Source organism: Roseibium sp. AWQ4_290 (genome assembly GCF_056160985.1).
The window spans coordinates 52,660-67,859 of record NZ_JBSWYG010000028.1; the positions used below are offsets into that span (position 1 = coordinate 52,660).

The following is a 15,200-nucleotide window of genomic DNA, read 5'->3' on the forward strand; positions in this document are numbered from 1 at the left end:
GGTCAACCTCCATATGGTTCGAGCACCAGGTCACGGGTGACGATCACCCGGACCGGGAACCCCGGCTGGATCGTCCGTGTCGGTGCGACCTGCAACTGGCGTTGAACGATCTGCTGCCCGGCATCGTCGATCGTGTCCTGAGCGCCTTCGCGGATCGCCTGAACCAGACGATCGTCATCACTTGCGGCGAGTTCCGCACCGACACTGAGCAGGGTCGACAGCCCGACCGCCTTGGCAAGATCCCACCAGTGGTAGTCGACCCCATCCTCCAGGCCGGCGTGCCCAAGCGTGTCCGCTCCCGGCTGGCGCTCAAGCACGATGGAGCGGCCATTCGGGAAGATCAGCCGGTTCCAGACGAGCAGCACACGGCGCTGGCCGAAGCCGATATCGTTGGAGTATTCGCCAATGATGCGGGTGCCCTGCGGGATCAGGAGAAGTCTCCCGGTTGGACTGTCATAGACATGCTGGGTGACCTGGGCGGTGATCTGCCCTGGCAGATCGGAGCGGATCCCGGTGATGAGCGCGGCGGGAATGACGGACACGGCCTGCAGCACATAGGGCGACGCCGGTGCTGCGACACGATCGGATGCAGTGGTCCGACGGTCTACGGATGCATTGAGAAAGGCGGTATTGCTGTCTTGTGCCGCAACTCCTCCTGGGGCACTGCCGTTGATCGACGGCACTGCACCCAGCCCCGCGCCGCCCGATACAGCCTGTTCCGTCTGGAAAAAGACACGGCTGGTGCGGGCGGCTACTTCCTCGGCAAGACGGCGCTGCTCCTGCTCATCGAGCGTGGGTGTCTGGATCGCCGGCGGTACAACCGGCTGGCCGCGTTCCTGTGCCTTGAGGATCGGCTTCCCGAGGTCTCCCGGCAGGGGCGGGCCGAGAACCGGACCGGTATAGTCACTCGGCAGACTGCCCAATCCGTCAGCGGTGTGTCGGTTTTCCGTCGAAAACAACTCCTCACCTCCGTCGCTCCGGTCCGGCGCCTGGAGTGCATAGATCAAGGCGCTACCAATGCTGAGCAAGACAACGAACCCGACCCCTGCAAGCACTTTGCGCGAGAGACGCGTCACGCGTGGTGGATCTAGCCGCAGCCGCATTTCCTCCCTAACGTTAGCGTTCGGGTGCGGATCGCCGTCTTGGTTTTTCTGCTCTTGATCGTTCACGCCCCCTCACCTCCATTGCCGAACTTTGTCGACCCCGAATGGGGACCGCCTCCTTGTCCTTCTGACGGACCCTCACGTCGTTCTTCCGTCCGAACAATCCTGACCGTCTGCTGACGCTTGCCACTACCAAGCCGGAGTTCGGCAGCCCCAAAAATCCGATCGACGATCAGGATATTCCTGTAAACGCGGCTGTTTACAATTTGCGGCTTTCCGTCGGGCCCGAGTACGAAGATTGGCGGCATCTCCCCCTGAACAATTCCGCCCGGGAACTCGACATAAACCCTCCTGCCGTCGTCATAGACGGAGACCGGGCGCCAGGGCGGGATGTCGCCGGTCAGCCCATAGCGATAGTTCCGTGCCGCGAGCGCCGGAATACGCGGTGTTGCCGAGACGACGGGACGCTGTGAAGACGAAGACCTTGGATAGTTCCAGGCAACCGCGGGCATATAGGAGCCCTCGCTCGAGCGCAGCTCGATCCTGTAGACTCGCCGATCTGTGGTGACGACCAGGTTGGTCTCGAGGTACGGGCGCGCCGGCTTGACGAGGATGTGGACCTGGGGCTCTTCACCTGAACCGCTGGTCGTATCGCCGATGATCCAGCGGGCCGTATCGCCGGCCGCGATCGGGCCGGCACCGGTCAGCGCTTCACCCGGTTGCAGAGCAATATCAGTAATCTTTCCAGGCGCGGTATAGACCTGATAGAGCGCGCCTTCCGACCAGGGATAGATCTGAATGGCGTTGTAGTAACCCTCGCGGCGCGGCTCGATACGCGCGGCCGCGTTGGCATTCTCGATCCTTTCGGCTGACGTTTTTGCCGCCTTGCCTCCTTTTGCCGGTGTCCAGGCCGGTGGAACATGAAGAGGCTTTGGCCGCTCATTGCCCACCGTTCTGGGCACTGCCGGTAGGGGCGGCACAGTCTGATCGTAGCTGATCTGCGGCGGCTTGTAGGTGGCACAGCCCGCCAAAGCCGTTGCACAAAGAAGCAAAGCCGCACATGCGGAAATCCGGAAATCTGGAAACACGGGTTTACGGAGAACCGTCCTCATTGCCCCATCTCCCGCGACCAGTTGATGGCGTTGATATAGATGCCGAGCGGATTGGCCCGCAGCCTCTCGGCATCGCGGGGTGGCTGGATGATGACGGTCAGGATCGCCGTCCAGCGTTCTGTGGCAGAGAGCTGGCCGTTCTCGTAATGCCGTTCGATCCAGGCAACGCGGAAACTGCCGGGCGAGGCCCGGATGACGCTGGAGACCTCGACCGCAACCTGTTGCTTACCGACCCTGGCAAAGGGATCGTTTGAGCGTGCGTAATCGTTGAGGGCGAGCGCACCGCGGTCGGTGGTGAACTCATAGGCCCGGAGCCAGTTCTGCCGGACGATGATGGCATCGGCGGGAATGCTTCGGACCTTCTCGATGAAGCGTGCCAGATGAAACGCGATCTGCGGATCGGACGGTTCATAGTCGGCTGTGGCGGCAGCAACCACTTGCGCCTCGCCCAACTTGTCCACCTGCACCACCCACGGCACGACGGTGCCGTTGACCGACTGCCAGATGAGCGCGGCGGCAAAGCCACCGGAGAGCGTGAGGCAGCCGAAGGCCATCAGCCGCCAGTTCTTGGCCTGAACACGGGCCGAGCCGATGCGCTCGTCCCAGACCTGGGCGGCCTTCTGGTAGGGCGTTACGGGCTCAGAAGATTTGCCGTAGTGAACGGAAGATCGTTTGAAGAGGCTCATGAGCGGTCGCTTGTCTGGAGATTGATGGAAGCGCCACCACCGTGACTGTCGCCCGAGCGGACGGCATGGGCGGCGGCGGACACACCGTGGGAAAGTTGCTGCGAGCGCTTCATGCGCCTTGCCCAGGCAGGGGGGCCATCGGCAGCGGGAGTTGGGAGTGCGACCGAAGCATCAGGTGCGCCTGCATCGCCAATCGTGCCACCCGTTGCTTCAAAAGCTGTCCGGGCTCCGGACTGATGGCTTTCCTGGATGCTTCCAGATGCTTTTGCATGAAGCCGTTTGAGCGGCGATGCCGCGGCCTGAACTCCGGCACTTGCCACAGCGCCAAGGCCGGAGGCGACACCGGCAGCGCCCGACTGTCCGGCCGAGCCAAGGCTGTAGGCAGTCGAGGCTCCGCCCGCGATGGCAGTACCGCCGCGTGCGGCCGCCGCCGTGCCGGACAGAGCGAGAGCGCCTCCACGAGCAGCCAGCCCGGCGGCTCCAACTCCGGCTATGGCCGCACCGCCGACCGCAAGCCCGGTGCCGACGGCTGATCCAGCACCGAGCTGTGGTCCACCGGAGACGAGACCGTTCGCGATACCCGGGCCGAAGATCCCGAGGCCGAGCAGTGACAGGGCCGCAAGCACCACGGCCATCGCCTCGTCGATTGTCGGCGTGACACCCCCGAACCCGGCGGTGAATTGAGCAAACAGCGTTGAGCCGATGCCGATGATGACGGCGAGCACCAGCACCTTGATGCCGGAAGAGATGACATTGCCGAGCACGCGCTCGGCCAGAAAGGCTGTCTTGCCGAAGAGACCGAAGGGAATGAGCACGAAGCCTGCGAGGGTCGTCAGCTTGAACTCGATCAGGGTGACGAAGAGCTGAATGGAGAGAATGAAGAAGGCCAGGATTACGAGCGCCCAGGCAAAGAGCAGGCAGGCGATCTGAATGAAGTTCTCGAAGAAGGCGACCCAGCCCATCAGGTCGGAGATCGATTCCAGCAGCGGCCGTCCTGCATCGAGACCGACCTGTGCCACCTTGCCCGGGCGCAACAGATCGGCGGCGGAAAAGCCGGTGCCGGAGGCCATCAGGCCGAGACCGGCAAAGCTCTCGAAGACGATCCGGGCGAGATTGTTCCAGTTGCCGATCAGATAAGCGAAGACACCGACAAACAGAGTCTTCTTCACCAGACGGGCGATGATGTCGTCATCGGCGCCCCAGGACCAGAAGAGCGCGGCCAGCGTCACGTCGATGACGATGAGCGTTGTCGCGATGAAGGCCACCTCACCACCGAGCAGACCGAAGCCGCTGTCGATATAGCTGGTAAAGACTCCGAGGAAATTATCGATGATTCCTGTGCCGCCCATGGATCATCGCTCCGCGCCGCTTTGGGGGTCCCGACCGAGAAAGCGGTCCCGGGTCTTCTGCCAGGTTGCCAGACAGTGTTCGTCATCGAGCGCAGCCCTTCCCATTTGCTGGCAGCGGCGCAGCTCCGTGCGCACAGGATCGGAGGATGAGGGAGCGACCGGTGCAGTCAGTATGGGCACTGGCTCGTCCTTGCGGGATATCTCGATCAGGCTCGCGGTGATGGCGATCGCCACGAAGACGATTGCAGCCAGCCGGGCCAGCATCCTGCCGTCCATGAGGACTACCTCCAATAAAAATCAGTTGTTGAACATGCGCGCGTTGCCGGGCTGGTAGCCTGAGCCCGGTGTCAGGAAGCGCTGCCGCTGGATGCGGCCCTGCTCGGCGGCGGCCGTTCGTTCCGCTTCGCTCAAGGCCATTGCCCGGCCATTGGCGGCAACCACAGCCGTGAGGTCAGAAAGCTGCTGGGCCTGAAGCGCCAGGAGCTGGTTGCCAGCCTGGGCTGTCTGAAGGGCACCTGTGGCGCCCTGGCTCTGCCCGATCAGCGCGGACATCTGGGCGCGGTTGGTCTCGATATTGCCGACGACACCGGCCTGAATGCGAAGTGCGTCCTGGAGACCGCCGACCGTGTTCTGCCAGCGGCTGCGCGCACCAGCGACAAGTTGCTGTTCGCTCGCGCTCAGATCGATGTTGCCATAGTGCTGCTGGAACAGCTGATCGATCTGCTGGACGTCGAAGGCGATGTTTTGAGCCTCTTGCAGAAGCTGCTGTGTCCTCTGCACGGACTGCTGGAGCTGCTGCAGCGCCGAATAGGGAAGACTGGTCAGATTGCGGGCCTGGTTGATCAGCATCTGCGCTTCGTTCTGAAGCTGGACGATCTGGTTGTTGATCTGCTCCAGCGTCCGGGCGGCTGTCAACACATTCTGAGCATAGTTCGACGGATCGAACACGACACGCCAGGCATAGGCAGGCGGGGCGATGGCAACTGAGCAGACGATTGGAGCACTCAGAATTGCGGCAGCGGCGACAACGGCACGGGATCGGCGGAACGTCATGATTGGCTCTCCAGGTTGGTGAGGTCGGGAATGTGATCGGCCGCCCAGGGAAGACCGCGGTGGCGCAGCCAGGCGTCGAGAAAGCCGTCGCCGCCGTATTCCGCGAAGATGCCGGCAATGGCGGTCTGATCGGTCTTCGAGGAGGTTGCGCAGAGAGCCAGGGCGACTTCGGAAAGGCCGAGTTCGAAGAGCCGATTGCCCCGCCGGGACTGGCAGTAGTAGTCACGCTTGGGCGTTGCCCGCGCAAGGATCTCGATCTGGCGGTCGTTGAGACCAAATCGGCGATAGATACCGGCAATCTGCGGTTCGATCGCCCGTTCGTTCGGCAGCAGGAAACGCGTCGGGCAGCTCTCGATGATCGCAGGTGCAATGGCCGATCCATCGATGTCGGACAGAGACTGCGTGGCGAAAACGACGGAGGCATTCTTCTTCCGGAGCGTCTTCAGCCATTCCCGGAGTTGGCCCGCAAACCCCTCGTCGTCGAGCGCCAGCCAGCCTTCATCGATGATGATGAGGGTCGGCGATCCGTCGAGCCGGTCCTCGATCCGGTGGAACAGATAGGCGAGCACGGCAGGCGCTGCACCGGTCCCGATCAGTCCCTCGGTCTCGAAGGTCTGGACGCTGCTTGAGCCCAAGTGCTCGCTTTCCGCATCGAGCAGGCGGCCATGGGCTCCACCGATACAGTAGGGCCGCAAGGCCTGTTTGAGATCGTTGGACTGGAGCAGCACGGAAAGTCCGGTGAGCGTCCGTTCTTCTGCCGGAGCTGAGGCAAGCGATGTCAGCGCCGTCCAGATATGCTCCTTGACGTCCGGGTTGACGGAGACGCCTTCACGCATGAGGATGGCTGCGATCCAGTCGGCGGACCAGGAGCGCTCGGTGGCGGCATCGATCCGGGCAAGAGGCTGCAGCGACACGCTGCCGCCTTCGGTGAGGCCGCCGCCGAGATCGTGCCAGTCGCCGCCCATGGCGAGGCACGCTGCACGGATCGATCCCCCGAAATCGAAGGCGAACACCCTGGAGTTCCGGTACCGCCGGAACTGTAGCGCCATCAGCGCCAGCAGGACGGATTTGCCGGCCCCTGTCGGCCCGACGATCAGCGTATGGCCGACATCGCCGACATGAAGGGAAAACCGGAACGGGGTCGAGCCTTCCGTCTTGCCATAGAGCAAGGGAGGAGACGAAAGATGCTCGTCCCGGCCCTCGCCCGCCCACACCGCACTTGAGGGGATCATGTGGGCGAGATTGAGAGTGGAAATGCGTGGCTGGCGGACATTCGCATAGACGTGCCCCGGCAAGCTGCCGAGCCAGGCATCCACCGCATTGAGGGTCTCCGGCAGACACGTGAAATCTCGGCCCTGGATGACCTTCTCAACCAGCCGCAGCTTCTCGTCGGCGATCTTGCTGTCGCTATCCCAGACCGTGACGGTCGTCGTGACATAGGCGATACCGGCATGGTCCGCGCCGAGTTCCTGCAGTGCCAGGTCGGCATCTGCCGCTTTGTTCGCGGCATCGGTGTCAACCAGCACCGATTGCTCGTTGGTCATCACCTCCTTCAGGATCGCGGCGATGGATTTGCGCTTGGCGAACCACTGCCGGCGGATCCGGGTCAGGAGCTTTGTCGCGTCCGTCTTGTCCATCAGGATCGCCCGGGTCGACCAGCGATAGGGAAAGGCCAGGCGATTGAGGTCATCGAGCAGACCCGGCGTCGTCACCGACGGAAACCCTGTGATCGTTAGGACCCGCAGATGCTTGTCCCCTAGCCGCGGCTCCAGACTGCCGGCGAGCGGCCGATCCGCAAGCAGCGCATCCAGATAGACCGGTGTCTCCGGCACCTGGACACTGTGTCGATTGCTCGAGACTGTAGAATGCAAATAGGTCAGTGTCCCGGCATCATCGAGCCAGATGCATTCCGGCATGAAGGCGTCGATCAGCTGGAGAACACGGTCGGTCCGATCAATGAAACCGGTCAGTACCTCTTGCGGGTTCAGCCCGTTGGTCTCCCGGCCTTCGAACAGCCAGTGTTCCGCGCGTGCGGCTTCTTCGGCCGGCGGCAGATAGGTGAAGGTCAGAAAGTAGCTCGACTCGAAATGCGCACTGACTTTTTCAAAACTTGCCTTGCGCTCCGCATCGACCAGCGCGGAGGCCGCATCAGGAAAGCGGCTGTCAGGGTAGTGATTGGCGGCATGACGCTGCGCTTCGACGAAGATCGCCCATCCGGACCCGAGACGGCGGAAGGCGTTATTGAGACGGCCGGTGACCGCGACGAGTTCGGCCGGAACGGCACTGTCGAGATCCGGTCCGCGGAACCGGGCCGTGCGCTGGAAACTGCCATCCTTGTTGAGCACCACGCCCTTCTCGACCAGCGCGGCCCAGGGCAGATAATCGGCAAGGCGGCTGTTGCGCGTTCGGTACTCTGCAAGGTTCATCATCAACCGGGTCCCCGCTCAAACCGACAGATGCGCGGGCAAGCGTAGATGCCGGCGTCCAACTTCAGCGAAGAGCGGATCGTGCTTTGCAGCCCAGACGGCAGCCAGATGACCAATCAGCCAGATAGCAAGGCCAACCAACCAAAGGCGCAGGCCGAGCCCCACGGCGCCGGCGAGCGTACCGTTCAGGATCGCAATGGCTCGGGGCGCGCCACCGAGCAGGATCGGCTCGGTCAAGGACCGGTGGACCGCCACGGTGAAACCCGGCACCACATCCCGCTGTTCGAACGTCTCCGCCATCAGACCAGCGCCCCACCGCCGAAGGAGAAGAACGACAGGAAGAAGGAACTGGCCGCAAACGCGATCGACAGGCCGAAGACGATCTGGATCAGGCGACGGAAGCCACCGGACGTATCGCCGAAGGCCAGAGACAGTCCCGTCACGATGATGATGATCACCGCGACGATCTTGGCGACCGGGCCCTCGATGGATTCCAGGATTGACTGAAGCGGCGCTTCCCAGGGCATGGAAGATCCGGCAGCGTGAGCGGCAGGAACCAAGAGCAGACTGATTTGAACGACGGCGATGGCAGTCACGATGGGATGGCGCACGCGAGAGATGGTTCGGATCATGAATGATCTCCTGATTGGGAGGAAGAATTGGGAACGGCCGGGGAAACGCGGTAGTCGCCGTCGGGACCAAGACCTTCGACACGGGTGAGCTCCACGAGCCGCCGCTGAGAACCGCGGCCGGCGAGCACGGCGATCAAGTCGATCGTTTCCGCGATCAGGGCGCGGGGAACGGTCACGACGGCTTCCTGAATGAGTTGTTCGAGCCGGCGCAGCGCTCCGATGGCGGATCCAGCGTGGATCGTGCCGATGCCACCAGGATGGCCTGTACCCCATGCCTTCAGGAGGTCCAGGGCTTCCGGGCCGCGCACCTCGCCGATCGGGATGCGATCGGGACGCAGGCGCAAGGAAGAGCGGACAAGGTCGGACAGTGAGGCGACAGCGTCTTTGGTGCGCATGGCGACGAGGTTTGGTGCGGCACATTGAAGCTCGCGGGTGTCCTCGATGAGGATGACACGGTCCGAGGTCCTGGCAACTTCGGCAAGCAGGGCGTTGGTCAGCGTGGTCTTGCCGGTGCTCGTACCACCGGCGACAAGAATGTTAGCGCGTGCCGCGACGCCCGAGCGGAGTGTCTCGGCCTGTGCCGGTGTCATGATCCCGGCGGCAACGTAATCCTCGAGGGTAAAAACGGCGACGGCAGGCTTGCGGATGGCGAAGGTCGGTGCGGCAACGACAGGAGGAAGAAGGCCTTCGAACCGGTCTCCCGACTCGGGAAGCTCGGCCGAGACGCGCGGCGCACCACCATGAACCTCCACACCGACATGGTGCGCGACCAGGCGAATAATGCGTTCGCCGTCGGCTGGCGATAGGCGTTCACGCGCGTCAGACAAGCCTTCGGAGAGGCGGTCAATCCAGAGGCGCCCGTCCGGGTTCAGCATCACCTCGATGACGGCAGGATCTTCCAGAAGACGGGCGATCGCCGGCCCGAGCGCGGTGCGGAGCATCCGCGCGCTGCGTGCCTGGCCTTCCGGTTCTTGATGTGATGGTGCCATGGGATCCCCGTTGATGCCAGGGACGACACGCACGCTCCCGGACGGGGATGATTAAAAGGACCTGATTTTGGAGGGATTCAATAGCTTTTTGGCAGCGGAGTAGCGTGGCGTGCAAAGACAGGGAAAAGATGGTTCAGTCGGCGCTCACAGAGCCCAATTAACATTTTATTGAATGACAAGTTTGAGGCCGGGAGCGGACTGTCGGGTTATTGCAGTAGAAACTGTAAAGCGAACATTAGTGGCCCTTTGCTGACTTCCGCGGCTGCAGTCCCAAAGGTGCGCCGTCAGAATAGCAAGCTGGGAGTGTTGGAACTGTACCGATCAGGGACTAGGAGACGGCCCCCATTTCCCTTAGTTCAAGGGTCGCACGCTCGTACAAATCCTGATTCTTGTCCAGCACATCACGAAGTGTGGGTCGGTAGATGACGTCGGGACGGATCCCCAAATCCTCCAAGAGCCTACCCTCGTTCAGACCGGTTCGTACGCAGCGTCTGACGGTGAAACCGAAATGGAGATCACTAGGCAAAGACTGAATGCCGATCTCAGAGGTGCTCGGGTAAACTTGAAGATCGGCGCTCATCCAAGGTAACTCGCGGATTTGGTGCGCCAGAGACCCGTCGGTGATCGTCCAGGCGCGCCCACCAAATTCCTGTGTCGAACCGGAGATCTGCGCCACAGGCGAAATGGACGTTCCATTTTCATTGAACACGGAACGTACGGTATCAGTGATGTTTCCTGCCTCCAAATCCGCTGCCGCACCGCTGTCCATCGCAAAATCTGGTACGAACAGACGCAGCACCGGGAACCTCCAGTTGTTCCCTCCCGCCGCCGCCATGTTCTTATCGATGCAGATAACACGGCCGATGTCATGATCTATGAAACCGGCTGTAAACATGTCGGCGGTGCTGAGGGCAAGCGCATCGGTCACGACGACAACGGGCCCAAAGAACTTTTGACCAATCTGATTAGCATCATCATCCGTTCCCTCTATCGGGAATCCTTGTGTAAACTCCTCTCCGGTCTGATGTGCTTCTTCCATCGAATTTTGCCACTGATTGAAATAGTCGGACGCCTGAATGAGTTTTCTAGTGCCGGGCGAAACCCTGAACTGGAATCGCGTCGGAGTTATCCGTTTTGGCGTTAGCAATTGGAGGATACGTTCACCGGCGGCAATATAGCCGCCGGAGTTGCCACGGATGTCGATAATCAATCCGTCCGAAGGCAATTGCTGTAGGGCTTCGATGAAGTCAAATGCGATGTCATCGACACCATCGGACTGGAAGTGATACAGGCGAACATACCCATAGGTTCCATGCTGTGTCGTGATTGTGCCGAAATCAAAGTTCGTCTTCGATCCAATGACCACTGGTGTACCAGCGCCTGCTTGTCCAGCAAGTGGTTCCGAAGGTTCATCGAACGTGTCCAAGGCAAATTGGGCACGCTTGGTCTGTTGCTGCTGGGACAGTTCAAGGTCTCCGCCAAAGCCGATGACGTTTTGCCCGATTGCTGGATCGATGGGGACGGCGCCGACATCGAATCCGGTCCAATTGAACCTCTCTTCATGGGCCTGTCCGTTGATCTCAAAATTCAGGCGTACCCAAGATTCCGAAGGCCAGGAGAATCGGTAGAGCGGTCGTCTGGTCAAGAACTCTATGGCGCGTGCGATCAGCGCCGGCTCGTTGCCGGCGTCAAAAAGGTTTGCATTGATCCGCACCTGGCGCGCGATGGGTGTCCCGTTCCAATGGGTCACGATAGCGCCCACGGCCAAGTGTTGGGGTGTGAAACCCTGCTCGATCTTGGTGACAACGTAAGTCTCGGTATCGTTTATCCAACAGCGTTCGATATCGAAGGGAAGCACTGACGAAAGACCGTTCGGCGTCCGCCCGAAGAAAACGAGATGACGGTCGCGCGTCCGGGTGATGGCTTGAATGATGCTTTGATGGAACTCGTCATCGGTCAGTTGCTCGATGACCGGCTCCAGGCGTTCAAGGGCGCGCACCGGATCGTATCCGAATTGGGACTTTTTCATGCCAAGATGAACGAAAAAGTCACGCAAGACTAAGCCGATCTGTTCCACGATCCGGTAGCGGTCTTCGATCGGATAAAGGTTGGCGGCAGCTGAAGTCTCCAGGTCGAGCGCAAATGACCGGGCGATCGGGGCTCCACCGGGAGACGTCCTGATGACCGGTTCGGCTTTTTCCAGGTTCTGGAATAGGTCAATGCGTTGATCGGTCAGCGATTGTTGAAGGGCTTCATCGTATTTCATTGGTCGTACCCTCTCACCATTCAATCACAAACGAGACGGGCCTATGATCGCTTGGCCGGTCGCCCCGTTTTCGCTTCGTGTCGGTATCGTCGAATTCGTTGAACGCACTTGTTTCGACCTTGCAGGATCCGGCCTTCAGCTTGAAGGGTTTTTTGTTTCGCCAAACGGATGGTGAGACGACCACGTGATCAATCAGCTCGTCGACGAGTTTTCCGCCTTCAAGAGGATCGGGGAATGTGACCGTGCTTGATTTTGCGATCACGCTCGGCGTCATGGCATGCTCGAAGTAGGTGTCCGGTTCCAGGAACGATCCGACAAGTTCGTCGATGATGTTGTGAATCAGGAATTCGCGCTCCATCAGTTCCGCGTAGGCGCCATCATTGAAATCTCCGACAATGATCGATGCGTCTGGTGCACCTGTACCCGCATTCAAGTCCTCAACCACATAATCCCTCAACTTGGTGATTTCCGCAGAAAGCTTTTGGCGTGCCAACAACGCGTCGTTGATGGCTTCCTCGTCCCGATCCTTCCACTGTTGCGGATCCTTTAGCTTCGAGAATTTGGACTTCGTATGAACATTGATAATCCGCAACGTCTTGCCAGCGGCAGGCTTGTAGGTGAGGACGAGCGGGGTCCGGAAGAATTTATGGGTCTTGCGATCTACCTTCTGGATTTTTCCCCATGGGTAGAAGCCCTGGGATCCGCGCAGCGATTTGGTTTCCGGCCCTTTGGGATCGAAGGCGGTGACTTTGCCGGCGATACTCGTGTGAACCAGGAAGTGAAGGGTTTGAGTTCTGGAGTTTGAGGTGTGCACTACAAATTTGTTTCCGAGGTACTGCTGAACAAAGAGTTCCATCTGGTCTTTGCGCGGCGGACCTTCCTGGATGGCGATGATCTTGGCGTCGATTTTCTTGATGACGCCGGCGATGCGTTCGCATAGTTCAGGCACATCTTCGATCGGTGCAAGCTTGATACCGCCGAGCTTCTTTCCCGCGAAACTGTCCCGGATCGTGCCGTCCCAGGTTTTCCATTCTCCGTTGAAGACAGATATCATCCATTCGATGTTGAACGTCGCGATCTTAAGCTGGGACAAGGTTGATTCCTCCTCAAACTTTAATCTTATGGTTGTACAAGATTACTGTGATGATTCAAAATCATTGCGATCTATCGGATGTTTAGTTCGGTGATACGTAACCGTCAGATCAAATTGAAACTTTTACAGATAATCACTTTCATTCGAAAGCGGTTCGGTTATTTGGATGTGTTGATCAATAATGCCGCTATTTCGTATATGAACCACTTCATGCTTCTTCCCAAAGTCAAGAATGAAGAAATTTTTAATCTAAATGTTTTGGCGAATATTTCAGTCACCCGCGAAAGTATCAAAGTACTCAAGCGTTCTCCCAGAGAGGTCAGACATGTTCTTAACATCTCGAGTGTCTCAGATTACCATGGGTTGCCCGGTCAACTTGCCTATTCGGCCAGCAAAGCTGCGGTCGAAAGCATCACCAGAACGGCTAGCAAGGAGCTAGTCGATTACAATATCCGCGTAAACTGCCTAAGGCTTCCTTTTGTCCCGACTTCGCTCTCCAGAACCGTTGGTAAGGCGAGAATTAACGATCTCGTTTCCCGCCAAACCTTGTCAAACAAATGTAGCCTGAAGGATGTGTTTCGGGCCGCTGAATACCTGACCAGTGAAAATTCGAATTTCATCACCGGTGAGACCATGACGCTCGGTGGGGTGTAAGCCAGCAGTGCTATGAGGTGGATGTGCAATCAAAGTACAGTCAGGAAAGCAATACTCTCATTGGTTCGACATCTATTCTGTTGTGGGCAACTTGGCCGTCGCTTGCAGTCTACGCCGCACCGGCGCCGATCTTTTTGATTTTGTTCGCCGGCCAGACCATTAGTTTCCTTCTCCTTGCAGTTCTTCGGGTGCTTCGCGGCGACAAAATTATTGAGATGTTGCCGAAGACTAAAGGATTGTTCCTGTTTGGAACGATTGGCGTGCTGGGCACAAATGTATTCAACTTTATTGCAATTTCGCGGATACCTGCGGCGCAGGCCAGTGTTCTGAATTATCTCTGGCCACTGATCGCGATCCTCTTATCCTCGATGTTCGGTCTGATGCAAATGTCGGTCAAGCACTATGTTGCGCTTCTCCTGGCTTTCATCGGGGTCATTTTTGTCATTAATCCATTTGGAGAGTTGTCATTCGACATAGCTGGAATCGCAAGTGCGCTTTCGGCCGCCTTATGTTACGCAACATATACAACCTACAGGCAAGTTGACCGCAACTCGCCACCGGATGCTGTTGGAATCTACGCGTTGATCTCTGCGGTATTTTGCCTTGGGATTTTTTGGGCTTCGGGCGAGAGCTACGAACTGGAAGTTCATCAGTATTGGGCAATACTGTTTCTCGGCATGGCTCCTATGGGACTTGCTTACGCCATCTGGGATTTTGGAGTTGCCCACGGAAATGCGCGCACGCTCTCAATTCTCGCTTACGCAACGCCACTTCTGGCAACATTGCTGCTTATTATTTTTGGCCTTTCTCTATTCACTGTCTATGTCCTGGTAGGAGCAGTTTTGATCGTCGCCGCAGCTTTCATTGCTACTTGGAAATAGCTTACGAAAGGGGCACAAAGATCGGAGCTTCGCAGGTTTAGTTCGAATGTGTCCGTCCGGTGAAGCCGGTCTTCATGGTGGCGACGCGCTCTGTTACGCTGATTTTGCAGCGTAACACCAAGGCATGAGTTCGTTGATGCGATTGATCTTGTGGTCGGCGATTTGTGCCAGAACCCAGGTCAGCCAGGCTTGCGGGTCGATGCCGTTGAGTTTGGCGGTTTCGATCAGGGTATAGGCGATAGCCGCGGATATTCCGCCGCCTTGTAAGCCCATGAAGCGGTCGTTTTTTCGTCCAAGGGCAATCGGTTTCATTGCCCGCTCCGCGCAATTGTTGTCCAGCTATGTTTGGACCCGGGAGGGCTGGCTTTACCTGGCCGTTATCCTCGACCTGCATTCCAGACGTGTCTTAGGTTGGGCTGTCAGAAACCGGATGAAACGCGATCTGGCCATCCGGGCGCTGAATATGGCCATCGCCTTGCGCCGTCCGCCAAGGGGCTGCATTCACCACACGGACCGCGGCAGCCAAGGCGGATTCAACCGGTCGTCGCAACACCCCGTTGATGGAGGTGTAAATGACAAAAACAGGCAGACGAAAGTCCGAACGTTCGACCCGGGACAAATTAAACTCTCCCGGCTGGCCGCCAGTCTGGCAACGTGAGAATCTATGCCGGTTCTGGCGTGCGGTTGCAAAGGGGGTATCCAGTGAGGATGCCGCCGTTGAAGCAGGTGTCTCTGCGCCCGTCGGAACGCGATGGCTTCGGAGTTCTGGTGGAATGCCTCCCACACATCTTGCGCCATCGGCGCCCTTGCCTAAGAACTGTAGCTGTAGCGGCTTGAGACTATCCGTGTCCGTCCGGTGAAGCCGGTCTTCATGGCGGCCAGGCGCTCTGTTACGCTGCTTTTGCAGCGTAACACCAAGGCATGAGTTCGTTGATGCGATTGATCTTGTGGTCGGC

At 59.1% G+C, this 15,200-nt stretch carries 14 protein-coding genes and 2 pseudogenes; 3 read left to right on the forward strand and 13 right to left on the reverse strand.

What is annotated here, in order from left to right; all coding sequences use genetic code 11:
* Positions 1-2: 2 nt before the first annotated feature.
* From ACXAH0_RS22790 to ACXAH0_RS22845, 12 genes are all read right to left on the reverse strand, one after another.
* Positions 3-1,103 (reverse strand): TraB/TrbI/VirB10 family type IV secretion system protein, encoded by a 1,101-nt coding sequence (locus ACXAH0_RS22790; protein ID WP_475195324.1) that lies wholly within the window; start codon positions 1,101-1,103, stop codon positions 3-5.
* 62 nt (positions 1,104-1,165) lie between these two features.
* On the reverse strand, positions 1,166-2,215 hold the full coding sequence (trbG, locus tag ACXAH0_RS22795) for a P-type conjugative transfer protein TrbG (RefSeq protein WP_475195298.1): 1,050 nt from the start codon (positions 2,213-2,215) through the stop codon (positions 1,166-1,168).
* Positions 2,212-2,901, reverse strand: a complete 690-nt coding sequence (trbF, locus tag ACXAH0_RS22800) for a conjugal transfer protein TrbF (protein WP_475195300.1) — start codon at positions 2,899-2,901, stop codon at positions 2,212-2,214. The genes trbG and trbF overlap by 4 nt, the downstream gene beginning before the upstream one ends.
* Positions 2,898-4,250: a P-type conjugative transfer protein TrbL gene (gene trbL / locus ACXAH0_RS22805; RefSeq protein WP_475195302.1), complete on the reverse strand. Its 1,353-nt coding sequence runs from the start codon at positions 4,248-4,250 to the stop codon at positions 2,898-2,900. Before trbL ends, trbF begins: the two co-directional genes overlap by 4 nt.
* A gap of 3 nt (positions 4,251-4,253) precedes the next feature.
* A complete protein-coding gene (gene trbK-alt / locus ACXAH0_RS22810; RefSeq protein ID WP_475195303.1) occupies positions 4,254-4,526 on the reverse strand; it encodes a putative entry exclusion protein TrbK-alt in 273 nt (90 codons plus the stop codon).
* 21 nt (positions 4,527-4,547) lie between these two features.
* A complete protein-coding gene (gene trbJ / locus ACXAH0_RS22815) occupies positions 4,548-5,303 on the reverse strand; it encodes a P-type conjugative transfer protein TrbJ (protein WP_475195306.1) in 756 nt (251 codons plus the stop codon).
* Entirely contained in the window at positions 5,300-7,732 is a 2,433-nt protein-coding gene (trbE, locus tag ACXAH0_RS22820) for a conjugal transfer protein TrbE (protein ID WP_475195308.1), read from the reverse strand. Before trbE ends, trbJ begins: the two co-directional genes overlap by 4 nt.
* A 15-nt stretch (positions 7,733-7,747) precedes the next feature.
* Positions 7,748-8,029 (reverse strand): VirB3 family type IV secretion system protein, encoded by a 282-nt coding sequence (locus ACXAH0_RS22825; RefSeq protein ID WP_475195310.1) that lies wholly within the window; start codon positions 8,027-8,029, stop codon positions 7,748-7,750.
* Entirely contained in the window at positions 8,029-8,361 is a 333-nt protein-coding gene (locus ACXAH0_RS22830) for a TrbC/VirB2 family type IV secretion system protein (RefSeq protein WP_475195313.1), read from the reverse strand. Before ACXAH0_RS22830 ends, ACXAH0_RS22825 begins: the two co-directional genes overlap by 1 nt.
* Positions 8,358-9,350 carry a P-type conjugative transfer ATPase TrbB gene (gene trbB, locus ACXAH0_RS22835; RefSeq protein WP_475195314.1) on the reverse strand — a complete coding sequence of 331 codons (993 nt, stop codon included), beginning with the start codon at positions 9,348-9,350 and terminating at the stop codon, positions 8,358-8,360. The genes ACXAH0_RS22830 and trbB overlap by 4 nt, the downstream gene beginning before the upstream one ends.
* A gap of 328 nt (positions 9,351-9,678) precedes the next feature.
* Complete coding sequence (locus tag ACXAH0_RS22840) at positions 9,679-11,616, reverse strand: S41 family peptidase (protein WP_475195316.1); 1,938 nt, start codon at positions 11,614-11,616, stop codon at positions 9,679-9,681.
* Between the two features lie 13 nt (positions 11,617-11,629).
* Complete coding sequence (locus ACXAH0_RS22845) at positions 11,630-12,709, reverse strand: hypothetical protein (RefSeq protein WP_475195319.1); 1,080 nt, start codon at positions 12,707-12,709, stop codon at positions 11,630-11,632.
* 78 nt (positions 12,710-12,787) lie between these two features.
* Between ACXAH0_RS22845 and ACXAH0_RS22850 the strand changes: the two genes are divergently transcribed.
* Positions 12,788-13,363, forward strand: a complete 576-nt coding sequence (locus ACXAH0_RS22850) for an SDR family oxidoreductase (protein ID WP_475195320.1) — start codon at positions 12,788-12,790, stop codon at positions 13,361-13,363.
* A 23-nt stretch (positions 13,364-13,386) separates the two neighbouring features.
* A complete protein-coding gene (locus ACXAH0_RS22855) occupies positions 13,387-14,244 on the forward strand; it encodes a DMT family transporter (protein ID WP_475195322.1) in 858 nt (285 codons plus the stop codon).
* 93 nt (positions 14,245-14,337) lie between these two features.
* Here ACXAH0_RS22855 and ACXAH0_RS22860 read toward each other — a convergent pair.
* Positions 14,338-14,583: pseudogene (locus ACXAH0_RS22860) on the reverse strand (transposase domain-containing protein); the annotation flags it as partial.
* On the opposite strand from ACXAH0_RS22860, the pseudogene ACXAH0_RS22865 reads away from it, so the two are divergent.
* Positions 14,582-14,770, forward strand: a pseudogene (locus tag ACXAH0_RS22865) (DDE-type integrase/transposase/recombinase); the annotation flags it as partial. The pseudogenes ACXAH0_RS22860 and ACXAH0_RS22865 sit on opposite strands and share 2 nt — an antisense overlap.
* Positions 14,771-15,200: the final 430 nt, after the last annotated feature.